Raw genomic sequence first — 13100 nt, forward strand, 5'->3', positions numbered from 1 at the left:
CGGTCGACCTGCGCCTCGACCAGTTCGTGCACGCACGCGGTCGGCGTCCCGGCCGGGTGCCCGGTGTCCAGCGCGGTGAGGAGCGCGCGTTCGGCGTCGGTGCGCACGTCCACGTCGGCGAGATCGCCGTCGGGATCGGCGAGCAGCGACGTCAGAGCCACCCCGAACCGGTCGGCGAGCAGCCGCGCGGTGGACGCGTCGAAGAGGTCGGTGTCGTAGCCGAGGAACCCGGTCAGCCCCTCGGGGGTCAGCCACAGGTACAGCTCCACGTCGTGCTGGACCGCGGCGGGCGCCATCAGCAGCGGTCGCACGGGCAGCCCGTCCATCCGGAACTCGGGCAACCCGTCCTGCAACACGCACATCAGCCGGAAGGCCGCGCCCCCCAACGACTCCGGTGGCACGTGGCCGTGCTCGTAGGCGCGCACGCAGGTGTCGCGGACCGCCCGCACGAGGTCCCGGCCGGTCCGCGCGCCCGTGCTGTCGGTCCGCAGCACCAGCATGTTCACCAGCGGCCCGATCGCCCTCGGCGCGCGGTGGCGCTCACGGGTCGCAGACGGTGTCCCGATCGCGAGGTCGGTCTGCCCGGACACCCTCGACGCGGTCAGGTGCAGTGCGCTCAGCAGCACCATGAACGGCGTCGCGCCCTCGTCCGCGGCGACCTCCCGCACCCGGCGGACGACCTCGGCGTCCAGCGCCAGCGGCACGTCGTCCGAGCGGAAGCGCGGCCTGGCCGGGCGCGGCCGGTCGGTCGGGAGCGCCAGCGGCGGCAGACCCGCCAACCGCTCGGTCCAGTACGCGAGGTCGGCCTCCGTCACCGCGGTCGTGGTCGCGGGCATCGGCTCCGCGGGCGGCAGCTCGCCACCGGAGTACGCGGTGGACAGCTCCGCCAGGAACACGCCGAGCGACCAGCCGTCGCACACGACGTGGTGCGCCACCACCTGGAGGACCGTCTCGCCGTCCAGCGACCAGACCGCCGTGCGCCACAGCGGTCCGCCCGCCAGGTCCACCGGCTCGGACGCCAGCTCCCGAGCCTGGGCGAGCGCCGTCGCGCGGTCGTCCGCGGTCCGGACCGCGAGCGGGGAACCGGGGCCCAGCACGGGGTGCCGGGCGGCCACCTCCGCCAGCGCCGACCGCAGCCGGTCCACGTCGAGGGCTCCCGGCACGGTCGCCACGAACGACAGCACGTTGACCGCGGTGCCGGGGTGGACCTGCTCGAACAGCCGCAGGCCCGCCTGCGCCGGGGTGTCGCCCGACGCGGCGGCCGGTGCCGCGCGGGCGCGCCACCGCTTGACGAGATCACGACCAAGGGCAGCCGGGAATTCCACGAGAAGCTCCTCCGATGAGGTCAGGGTCGAGCGGTGGCCACTGCGCCGATCCGGTCGAGCACGCGGGCACCGGTGACCCCGTCCTCGGCCCAGCGCGCCAGCAGTCGCCCGGCCAGCTCACGGGGTGACTGGGCTTCGAGCAGGGTTCCGACGGGCACGGGGAGGCCGAGCGCGTCCTCGGTGATCGCCGAGATCTCCGCGCCGCGGATCGAGTCGCCGCCGATGCCGCTCAGGGTCTGGGTCGGCGCGCAGTGCTCCACCTCGCACACGGCGGCGAACACCTCGGCGAAGAACAGCTCGACGGGTTCGAGGGCCGGACCGCCGGTCGCGCGGGGCGCCGCCGACACGGTCGTGCCGGTCAGCTCACCGGCGAGGTGCCGGGTGCGGGTCAGCGCTCGCTGGATCTTGCCGCTGGTGGTGCGCGGGATCGCGCCCGGCGGGCACAGCACGACGGTGTCGATCCGCGCGCCGGTCGCGGCCAGCACCCTGTCCCGGACGTCGGCGGCCAGAGCGTCGTGGTCGGCCCCGTCGCGCTTGACCAGCTCGACGGCGATCACCAGCTCCTCGTCGTGGTCGACGGTGAACGCCGCCGCCGTCGGGCGCAGCACCGGGTTGTCCAGCACGGCCGCGGCCTCCAGGTCGTGCGCGTGGTGGTTCACGCCGTGCTGGATCAGCACGTCCTTGCGGCGGCCGGTGACGAACAGGTGCCCGTCGCGCAGGTAGCCGAGGTCGCCGGTGCGCAGGTACCGCTCGCCGTCGACGTGCCCGACCAGGTCGCCCTCCGGCTGCCCGGTGTCGTTGAGGTACCCGCGGCTCACGCTCGGGCCGCGGACCCAGATCTCGCCCTCCGCGCCGTCGACGAGCGTGCCGGACTCCGGATCGGCGATGACGAGGTCGTGGCCGTCGATCACCGGCCCGCAGTCCACCCTGCCGTCCGCGTCGACGTCGTCGCCCGTCCAGTGCCGGCCGGTGACGATCAGCGTCGCCTCGGCGAGCCCGTAGCACGGCAGGAACGCCTCGGGCCGGAAGCCGTTGGCGGCGAAGCGGTCCGCGAACGCGGCCAGCGTGCGGGCCCGGATGGGCTCGGCACCGTTGAACGCGAGCCGCCAGCCGCTCAGGTCGACGTCGGAGAGGTCCTTGCCCGCGGCGCGGCGCACGCACAGGTCGTAGCCGAAGTTCGGCGCGCCGGTGTGCGTGACCCGCAGTTCGCCGATCTGCCTGATCCACTCCAGCGGATTCTTGAGAAAGTGGATCGGCGACATCAGTCGCACCGGAAAACCGCCGTGCACGGGTGTGAGAATGAATCCGATCAATCCCATGTCGTGGTACGGGGGAAGCCACGAGATCGCGCGCGTGTCCTGGTCGAGCTTGAACACGGCACTGATCGCCTCGATATTCGCGATCAGGTTCCGGTGTTCGAGCACGACGCCCTTCGGCTGGTTCGTGCTGCCCGACGTGTACTGCACGAGCGCCACGTCGCCGAGCGCGGGCAGGTCGTCCCACGCGTCCCCCGGCGCGGCGTCCGCGTCCACGGCGACCACCGGCGGCAGCCCTTCCGGCGCACCGGACGAGGTGAGCACAGCGAGCACGAACGGGTCGGCCAGCAGCGCCGTCGCCCGCGAGTCCGCCAGCACGCGCTCGAACCGCTGCTTGATGCGGTCAGCGGCCCCGAACAGCGGCGGATACGTCGGCACCGCGGGAACGCCGGCCAGGAAGCACCCGTAGACCGCGACCACGAAGTCGAGCCCCGGCGGGTACAGCAGCAGCGCGGGCCCGCCGTCGGACTCCTCCCGCAGCCGCCGCGCGACGCCGGTGGCGCGGTCCAGCAGTTCCCGGTAGGTCAGCGTGTCGAGCCGTCCGTCGTCGTGCAGGAACTCGAAGGCGAGGCGGTCCCCGCCCGCGGCGACGTGGTCGACCAGCACATGCGCCAGCGTGCGTTCGGGCATCGGTGGACTCCATTTCTGCGGTGACGCTCCGGCAAATGTAAAGACCCGTTCTCTCGCCTTGTTCTCACGTACCTACCCGCGATCTCTCACCTTTCTCTGCATGTCTTGACGTGCCCGGAGGGGTGGCTGGTACCCATTTGTTGTGCTCGTCGGAGGAATCAATTCGGAGGTGCGTGTGGCCGGCATGGGAACCCGTTGGTTGACGTCCTTCGCCGACGTGCCAGAGCCCGCGTGCGATCTGCTGTGCTTCCCGCACGCGGGTGGCGGCACCTCGGTGTTCCAGGGCTGGCAGCGGCACACCGACGCCCTGCGGGTGCAGGCGGTCCGCCTGCCCGGCCGGGAGTCCCGGCTCCGAGAGCCCGCGATGGCGGACCTCGGCGAGCTGGTCGCCGCGCTCACCACCGCGCTGGCGCCCTTCACCGACCGCCCCTACGCCTTCTACGGGCACAGCATGGGCGCTCTCGTGGCGTACGAGCTGACCCGCGCCCTCCGCGCCGCCGGGCTGCCGCTGCCGCTCGGCCTGTTCGTCGCGGGCATGGACGCCCCGCAGCGGCTGCGCCTCGACCGCGCCCACGACCTGCCGCGCGACGAGCTGGTCGCCTGGCTGATCGGCGTGAACGGCCTCGACCCCGAGGTGCTGGAGTACCCGGCGCTGATCGACCTGATGCTGCCCACGATCCGCGCCGACCTCGCCGTGGTGGAGGAGTACGCCCACCGGCCGGAACCCCCGCTCCCGGTGCCGATCCACGTCCTGCGCGGCAGCGACGACGTGCAGTCCACCGCCGTGGGCAGCGGAAGCTGGTCCGAGCTGACGTCGGCGGCGTGCACCGTCACCGACCTCGACGGCGACCACTTCTTCGTGCAGCGCCACGAGCGGCGCGTCGTCTCCCTGATCGAGTCCGACCTCCTCGCGGAAGGGGCACGGCGGTGAGCAGTTCGTCCTACGTCGGCGGTGTGAGCGGTGGACCCGCCCGCGACTACAGCGGCTTCTTCGTCCTGCCCGCGGCTCCCGCTCAGCGGCAGCTGTGGTTCCTGTGCCAGCTCGACCCGGCGAGCAACGCCGCCTACAACGTCGTCAGCGCGGTGCGGCTCACCGGGCGGCTCGACCCGGTGCTGCTCCAGCGCGCGCTCAACGACGTGGTGGCCCGGCACGAGAGCCTGCGCACCGGCATCGGCCTGGTCGACGGCGAGCCCCGGCAGGTCGTCGTGCCGCACACGCTGGTGTCGCTGCCGGTCGTGCAGGGCGACGTGCAGGACCACGCCCGTGAGCAGGCCGCCATCCCGTTCACCCTCGACGAGCCCCCGCTGCTGCGGGTCGTGCTCGTCCGGGAGTCCCGCGACCTGCACACGCTGGTCGTGGTGATCCACCACGTCGCCTGCGACGGCTGGTCGACCGAGGTGTTCTACCGCGACCTCGCCGACGCCTACCGGGCCCTGCTCGGCGGCGGCCCGGCACGGCCGGAGCCGCCGATCCAGTACGCCGACTACGTGGCCTGGCTGGAGGAGTCGCTCGCGGGCGAGCCGATGCGCGAGCTCGTGGCCCACTGGCGGGGCGCGCTGTCCGGGACCACCCCGCTCGCGCTGCCCGTCGACCGGCCGAGGGGGACCGCGCGCCGCATGGCGGGCGGACGCCTGGAACTGGTGCTCGACGCCGCCGAGGTGGCCGGGCTGGACGCGCTGGCCGCGGGCTGGTCGGCGACCCGGTTCATGGTGCTGCTGACCGCGTTCAAGGTGGCGCTGGCCCGCGTCACCGGCCAGGACGACGTGGCCGTCGGCACGCCGGTCGCGGGCAGGCACCACCCCGACGCCGAGGAGCTGATCGGCTTCTTCGCCAACACCCTCGTGCTGCGCACCCGACTGCCGCTGGCGGAGGGGTTCGGGGCCGCCGTGGCCGCGGTCCGGCACACCTGCCTGGAGGCGTTCACGCACCAGCGGATGCCGTTCGACCGGCTGGTGGAGGAGATGCGCCAGCCGCGCGTGCTGGACCGCAACCCGCTGTTCGACGTGATGTTCTCGCTCCAGGACACGCCGTCGTTCGCCGTCGAGCTGCCCGAGCTGACCATGACGCCCGTCGAGCTCGTCACCACGTCGGCGAAGTTCGAGCTGTGGCTGACGGTCCTGCCGCACGCCGACGGGCTGCTCCTGCGCCTGGACCACGACCGCGACCTGTACGACACCGACACGGCCCACGCGGTGCTCGACCTCTACCGCCGCGTGCTCACCGAGGTGCGCCGCGATCCCGACGCCGTCTCCGGGACGCTGCCGAAGGCGGACGACGCCGAGCGGGCCGTCGTGGAGAGCTGGGCCACCGGTCCACATCGGACGGTGCCGGACGGCACGGTCCTCGACCTGCTGGGGAACGCGGTCGTGCGGGAGGGCGGCGTCGAGCTGTCGTCCGCCGAACTGCGCGCCCGCGCCGCGGAACTGGCCGACCTGCTGCGCGAGGAGGGCATCGGCGGACCGGACGTCGTCGTGGCCACCCCGCCGGTCACCTCCACGGCGCTGGTCGTCGCCGCGCTGGCCGTGTTCGAGGTCGGGGCCGTGCTGTCCTTCGGTGAACGCCACCCCCGAGACGGCGCGTTCGTCAAGCGCCGCGGCGACGACTGGGTGATCACCACGGGCCCGCGGTTCGACCCCACCGGGCCGAGCGCGCCCGGTCCCGACAGCCCGGCGTGGCGGGCGGGAGCGGTGTTCTCCCACCGCGCGCTGCTCGCCGCGGTCACCGCGCTCGCCGACCGGCTCGCGCTCACCCCGGCCGACGACGTCGTCCTGCTGGCGGGCACCAGCCCGGACCTCGTGGACGTCCTGCTGGCGCTGACCTCGGCGCGCGCACTGGTGATCGGCGCCGACGGCGCTCCCGACGGCGCGTTCGTCGTCGCCCCGCCGCCGACGTGGCGGCGGGTGCTCACCGAGGGGTGGACGCCACCGGCGGGCGCGCGGCTGGTGTGCCGCGGCACGGTCGTCGCCGACGACCTCGTGCGGATGCTCGACCGGACCGGCCACCCGGTGCTGGTCGGCCGGGACACCCCCACGTCCGCCGCCCCGGTGGGACTGGGCCCGGACGGGGCGCCGCTGGCGAACACCACCCGCCGCCTGCTCGACGGCACCGGAGCCCCGGTCCCGATCGGCACGGTCGGCGAGCTGCACCTGGCGGGCCCGGCCGTGGCCGGGAGCGGCTCGGACGGCTCCGCCGCGACGGCCACCGGCGAGCGCTACCGCTACAGCCGCCGCGGTGACCTGCGGTTCGTGGGCTACGCCGACGAGCGGCTCGTCGCGGGCGACCACCTGGTCGTGCCGAGCCGGATCGAGGGCGTGCTCACCGGTGTCGAGGGCGTGCGGTCCGCGGCCGTCGTCGCGGGCGAGGTCGGCGGCGCCACGAGGCTCGTCGGCTGGCTCGTCCTCGACGGCGCCCGCGCGGCGGGGTCCCCGCGCGAGCACGACGAGTTCGCCGCGACCGTGCGCACCCGCGCGCTGGCGGCCCTGCCTGCGCACGAGGTGCCCGAGGCGTTCGGCGTGGTGCCCGAGCTGCCGCGCCTCGCCGACGGCGCCGTCGACCGCGCCGCGCTCGTCGCGCTGGCCGCCCTGCGCGGGCAGTCCCTGCTCGGCGCGGTCGACGCCACACCGCCCCGCAACCGGGTCGAGCGCGTCGTCGTCGCGATCTTCAAGGACACGCTGCCGGTGCAGGAGTTCGGCGTGCACGCCGACTTCTTCGCGCTCGGCGGCCACTCGATGCTCGCCGCCAGGGTCATCGGCAGGGTGCGCGACCAGTTGGGCGTGCTCGTGCCGGTGCGCGACTTCTTCCGCAGGCCGACCGCGGCCGGACTCGCCGAAGCCGTGGCGGCGCTGGAGAACGACCGGGCGCGCGGCCCGGCGGACAAGGCCACCGCGGTGCGGGGCCAGCTCGACGGCATGACCGACAAGGAGGTCGAGCAGCTGCTGCGGCAGCTCGGCTGACCGAACCCCTTGGCCGACCAAAACCCTTGGCAGGTCACCACACCGAAGGAGACGCACGCAGATGGGCATCGACGACGCCGACACGACCTTCCAGGTCGTCGTCAACGACCAGGACCAGTACTCGATCTGGTTCGCCGACCGCGATCTGCCCGCGGGGTGGACGGCGGACGGAACCACCGGAAGCAAGCAGGAGTGCCTTCAGCACATCGAGAAGGTGTGGACCGACATGCGACCCCGCTCGGTCCGCGACCGCGTCAGCTAGTCCAGCCCGAACCCAAACGACAGGAGTGCCCGATGAGCCAGCAGCACGAGCTGGAATCCATGACGCCGGAGGAGAAGCGCGCGCTGCTCGCCCAGCTCCTGGACGGTTCCGCCGAGGCCACGCCCAGCAACCTCTCCCTGGAGCAGCGCAGGCTGTGGATGCTGCTCCAGCTGGACGACAGCAAGCCGTGGCAGGTCAGCACCGCGGTGCGGCTGTCCGGTGACATCGGCCCCGCTGCCATGCAGCAGGCCCTGACCGCCGTCGTGCAGCGCCACGAGGTGCTGCGCACGACCTTCCGCGAGGTCGACGGCCACCCGCTGGGCACCACCGTCCCCGCGGTCACCCTGCGGCTGCCGGTCGTGGACGTGGATGCCGCCGACCTCGACGCCGAGCTGGCCCGCGTGGTCGCCTCCGAGACCCGGCTGCGGTTCGACCTGGCCAAGGGGCCGCTCATCAGGGCCTCGCTGCTCAGGGCCGCCGCGGACGACCACGTCCTCGTGCTGACCCTGCACCAGATGGTCGCCGACCGCCGCTCGGTCAAGCTGCTCGCCGACGAGGTGCTCACCCGCTACACCGCGCTCGTCGACGGCACCTCCGGCGACGTGCTGGCCACCCCGGTCGACTTCCACTCGCTGGTCAGCGCCCAGCGCGACTGGGTCAACAGCGACGACGCGACCAAGGACATCGACTACTGGCGCGACCAGCTGGCCGCGCTGACCCCGCTCGACCTGCCGACCGACCGCCCCAGGCCGCCGCTCAAGACCATCCACGGCGACTCGGTCACCGTCCCCGTGGCGCGGGGACTGGCCGACGCCGTGACGGCGTACGGCGCCGAGTCGGGCCACGGCCCGTCCGAGGTGCTGCTGTCGGCGTACGTCGCGGTGCTGTCGCGGTACTCGCAGCAGCGCGACCTCGCGGTCGGTGTCCCGGTACCCGCGTCCTGGCACTCCGACGGCGCGAACCTGGTGGGACCGCTGGAGAACACGGTGCCGCTGCGGATCGAGCTCGGTGACGCCGACTCGCTGTCGCGGCTCGCGCCCAGGGTGGGTGCCGTCCACGCCGAGGCGCTGACGCACGCCCGCCTGTCGTTCGACCGGATCGTCGAGGCCGCGCAGCCCCAGCGCGACCTCAGCCGCACGCCGCTGTTCCAGACCTCCTTCACCTTCGAGGAGGAGGCGGGCTCCCGCGAGGTCCCCGGCGCCGCGGCGTCGCCGCTCGACCTGCCGACCACGTGGACACCGCACGACATCGACCTCTACGCGGTGCGCCGCGACGGCGAGCTGACCCTGCGGGCGCAGTACAACACCGACCTGTTCGACCGCTCGACGGTCCTGCGGTTCCTCGGCCACGTCCTGCTGCTGCTGGAGAAGGCGGTCGCCGACCCGGCGCTGCCGCTGGCCGAGGTCCCGCTGCTCACCGACCGCGAACGCGAGCAGGTCGTCGGCGAGTGGAACGCCACCGACCTGGAGCACGACCGCACCAGGACCCTGCACGGCCTGGTCGAGGCCGCCGCCGCCGCCAACCCGACGGCCATCGCGCTCGCCGCGGACGGCGTCGAGCTGACCTACGCCTCGCTCGACGGCCGTGCCAACGCGCTGGCCGCCGCGCTGGTCGAGGCCGGTGCGGGCGTGGGCTCCCGCGTCGGCGTGCTGGTCGACCGCTCGGTGCACGCCGTGGTCGGCCTGCTCGGCGCGCTCAAGGCGGGCGGCGCGTACGTGCCGCTCGACCCGACCTACCCCGCGGACCGCCTGTCGTTCATCACCAACGACGCGGGCATCAGCCAGTTCGTCGGCCGCGCCGACGCGCTGGACGGCCTGCCGGAGGAGCTCGCGGGGATCGGCCGGATCGCCATCCCGACCGAGGACGGCGAGCACGCGCCCGTGTCGTCCGCGGTGGACGTCGACGACCTCGCCTACGTCATCTACACCTCCGGCTCCACCGGCCGCCCCAAGGGCGTGGCCGTCGAGCACCGCGCGATCGTGCACTCCACGGCGGCCCGCTCCGCCGTCGAGGCACCCGGTCTGCCCGAGCGGTACCTGGTCCTCGCGCCGCTGACGTTCGACGCCGCGGGCGGCGGCCTGTACTGGACGCTGGGCCGCGGCGGCACGGTCGTGTTCCCGACCGAGGCCGAGGTCCTCGACCCCCGTCTGCTCGGCAGGCTCATCCGCGGCAAGCGGATCACCCACCTCGACGGCGTGCCGTCGCAGTACGCGGTGCTGCTGGAGACCGACCTCGAACCGCACGACTCGCTGCGCACCACGATCGTCGCGGGCGAGGCGCTCCCGCCGAGCCTGGTGGCCGAGCACTTCCGCCGCTCGCCGAACACGGCGCTGTTCAACGAGTACGGCCCGACCGAGGCGTCCGTGTGGGCCACGGTGCACCCGGTGTCGCCGTCCGACGCCAAGCTGCCGAGGGTGCCCATCGGCAAGCCCATCCCCAACGGCCGGATCCACCTGCTGGACAAGCGGTTCAACCCGGTGCCGCCCGGTGTGCCCGGCGAGCTGTACATCGGCGGCGACGGCGTGGCCCGCGGCTACGCCAACCGACCGGCGATGACCGCCGAGCGGTTCCTGCCGGACCCGTTCACCGCCGAGCCCGGCGCGCGGCTCTACCGCACCGGCGACCTCGCCCGCTACCAGGCCGACGGCACGATCGAGTTCCTCGGCCGCACGGACACCCAGGTCAAGATCCGCGGCTTCCGCATCGAGCTGTCCGAGATCGAGAACGTCGTGCTGCGTCACCCGCTGGTGGCCGAGGCCGTCGTGACCGTGCGGGAGGACCAGCCGGGCGTGCAGCGCCTGGTCGCCTACGTGGTGCCGGTCATCGGCCGGGTGCTGACCCAGGAGACGCTGGTCAACCACGTCATCGGCCAGGTGCCGGACTACATGGTGCCCAGCGGCTTCGTGACGCTGGAGCGGATGCCGCTCACCCGGCACGGCAAGATCGACACCGCCGCGCTGCCCGCCCCGCAGGAGATCGCCGCCAGCGGGTTCGTCGAGCCGGCCAGCCAGCTCGAAGCGGGCATCGCGGAGACGTTCGCCTCCGTGCTCGGCCTCCAGCACATCAGCGCCACGGCGGACTTCTTCGCGCTGGGCGGCAACTCGCTGCTGGTGGCCAGGCTCGCCGCGCAGCTCTCCCGCGAGAACGACATCGAGCTGCCGATCGACGAGGTCTTCCGCGTCCCCACGGTGCAGGGCATCGCGCGGGTCGTCGAGACGCACCAGCGCGACCGCAACGACGTCGACAGCGCGGCGCTCTACGCCCAGCAGGTCGCCGAACTCGTCGCCGACGTGAAGCTGGACCCCGCCATCAAGCCCGACGGGCTGCCGAGGGCCGACTGGTTCGCGCCGAAGAACGTCCTCGTCACCGGCGCCACCGGCTACCTCGGGGTGTTCATCGCCGTCGAGCTGGTCAAGCGCACCGACGCCACGGTGCACTGCCTCGTCCGCGGCGAGAGCCCCGACGCGGCGTGGGACCGGCTGGAGGAGACGTTCCGCAAGTACCGCGCGTGGGACGAGTCCTACCGCTCGCGCATCAAGGTCGTCGTCGGCGACCTCGCCAAGCCGTACCTCGGCCTGTCGAAGGAGGAGTTCGACGGCCACGCCGCCACGCTCGACTCGATCTACCACAGCGGCGCCATCGTCAACTTCACCTACCCGTTCGAGGCGATGAAGGCCGCGAACGTGCTCGGCACCGAGGAACTGCTGCGGCTGTGCACGAACACCACCCTCAAGGCGTTCCACCTCGTGTCCAGTGTGGACGTCTTCATGGGCACCGGTGCCGCGCGGCCGTTCACCGAGGACGACCTCGGCGACCACCCGGTGAAGGTCCCGACCGGCTACCCGCGCACCAAGTGGGTCGCCGAGAAGATCACCGTCATCGCCCGCGACCGCGGTGTGCCGGTGACGATCCAGCGCCCGTGGATGATCACCGGCCACACGAAGACCGGTGCGTCGCACGACACCGACTACCTCTACGTGTACCTCAAGGGCTTCCTCGACCTGGGCGTCCTGCCGCTCTACAACGACGTGATCAACGCGGTGCCGGTCGACTACACCGCCGAGGCGATCGTCTACACGTCGCTGCGCGAGGAGAACCTCGGCAAGAACTTCAACATCACCAACCGGGAACCCACGACGATGCAGCAGTGCTACCAGTGGCTGCGGTCGTTCGGCTACGACCTCAACGTCGTGGCCGAGGAGGAGGCCCGCAGGCAGGCGCTGGAGGTGGACGAGGACCACATCCTCTACCCGCTCACCCCGCTCCTGCGCGTGGCCTCGATGCGGCACGCCGCGCTCGACCCCGAGTTGCAGCAGCAGGTCGACCCGCTCGAGGAGTGCAAGGTGCTGCTGGAGGCGCTGGAGGGGTCCGGCATCGAGTGCCCGCCGGTCAACGAGCAGTGGGCCCACTCGTGCTTCCGGTTCCTCGTGGAGAACGGATACCTGCCCGCACCTCAGGACGTCGTGCGCTGAAGCGAGAGAGGCACGTCATGGAAGGAACACCGACAACGACGACCGCGGTCCAGCGGACCGTCCGCTACCTGGACCTGTCCTCCATCGACACCAAGGACGTCGACACGTTCACCCGCAACGTCGCGGCCGACCACGGCAGCGCCACCTCCCCGGCGCTGCTGGCCGCGGCGGCGGGCCTGGCGCAGAGGCTCCCGCAGGGCCTGGTCGACGAGCTGAGGGACTTCCGGCTGCACGAGCCCGCCGCCGCCCTGGTGGTGCGCGGGCTGCGCATCGACGACGCCGAGATCGGTCCGACACCCCTGGACTGGCGGGAGGTCCCCACCCCGGAGCGGGTGGCGGCCCTCACGGCGCACGAGGTCTACCTGGTGCTGGTGGCCAGCCTGCTCGGCGACATCTTCGGGTGGTCGACGTTGCAGAACGGCAAGCTCCTGCACAACGTGGTGCCGATGCCCGCCGAGCAGCGCGAGCAGAGCGGTCACGGCACCGTGAAGCTGGAGTGGCACACCGAGGACGGGTTCCACCCGCACCGGTGCGACTACCTCCTGCTGCTCGGTGTCCGCAACCACGACGCCGTCCCGACGACGGTGGCGAGCATCGACGAGGTGGACATCGCCGCGCGGCACCGGGAGGTGCTGGCGGAACCCCGGTTCCTCATCCTGCCCGACAACGAGCACGTCAACCGGGCCCGTGCCCTCGTGGAGGGCACGGACCGTATCCACAGCATCCAGCGGATGCGGGAGAGCCCCGATCCCAGCGCCGTCCTGTTCGGCCACCCGGACGCGCCGTACCTGCGCATCGACCCGGCGTTCATGACGGCGCGTCCGGGCGACACCGAGGCCGCGGAGGCCTTGGACGCGCTGGTCTCGGCGCTGGACGCGAACCTGACCGAGATCGCGCTGGGGGCGGGCGACCTGCTCGTCGTCGACAACTACAAGGCCGTGCACGGCCGGAGCGAGTTCCGCGCCCGGTACGACGGCACCGACCGGTGGCTGAAGAAGGTCATCGTCACCAGGGACCTGCGCAGGTCGCGCCGCTACCGCGCGGCGGCCCACGAGCGGGTCCTGCTCTGAGCGGGTCGTCCGGGGTGGCGTTCCGCGCCCCCCCCGCCGGCCCGTCCACCCCCCCCCAGGAGGAGGAGACC

Annotated in this window: 7 protein-coding genes; 5 read left to right on the top strand and 2 right to left on the bottom strand. The window is 73.0% G+C overall.

The genetic code is table 11. From position 1 onward, the window contains the following. A partial coding sequence (locus AC156L_RS27120; RefSeq protein WP_484407369.1) for a condensation domain-containing protein occupies positions 1-1325 on the bottom strand: 1325 nt, incomplete at its 3' end. 20 nt (positions 1326-1345) lie between these two features. Beyond that, entirely contained in the window at positions 1346-3271 is a 1926-nt protein-coding gene (locus tag AC156L_RS27125; RefSeq protein WP_484407371.1) for an AMP-binding protein, read from the bottom strand. Between the two features lie 184 nt (positions 3272-3455). Here AC156L_RS27125 and AC156L_RS27130 point away from each other — a divergent pair, with 184 nt between their 5' ends. The 5 genes from AC156L_RS27130 (at position 3456) to gntD (ending at position 13029) form a co-directional block, all read left to right on the top strand. Then, a complete protein-coding gene (locus AC156L_RS27130) occupies positions 3456-4202 on the top strand; it encodes a thioesterase II family protein (protein WP_330874673.1) in 747 nt (248 codons plus the stop codon). Beyond that, positions 4199-7225: a condensation domain-containing protein gene (locus AC156L_RS27135; protein ID WP_330874674.1), complete on the top strand. Its 3027-nt coding sequence runs from the start codon at positions 4199-4201 to the stop codon at positions 7223-7225. Before AC156L_RS27130 ends, AC156L_RS27135 begins: the two co-directional genes overlap by 4 nt. Before the next feature lie 61 nt (positions 7226-7286). Then, entirely contained in the window at positions 7287-7487 is a 201-nt protein-coding gene (locus tag AC156L_RS27140) for an MbtH family protein (RefSeq protein ID WP_330874676.1), read from the top strand. A 32-nt stretch (positions 7488-7519) separates the two neighbouring features. Continuing rightward, positions 7520-11959, top strand: a complete 4440-nt coding sequence (locus AC156L_RS27145) for a non-ribosomal peptide synthetase family protein (RefSeq protein ID WP_330874678.1) — start codon at positions 7520-7522, stop codon at positions 11957-11959. Between the two features lie 17 nt (positions 11960-11976). Continuing rightward, complete coding sequence (gntD, locus tag AC156L_RS27150) at positions 11977-13029, top strand: guanitoxin biosynthesis L-enduracididine beta-hydroxylase GntD (protein ID WP_330874680.1); 1053 nt, start codon at positions 11977-11979, stop codon at positions 13027-13029. The last annotated feature ends 71 nt before the right edge of the window (positions 13030-13100 follow it).

This window comes from Umezawaea sp. (assembly GCF_057122925.1).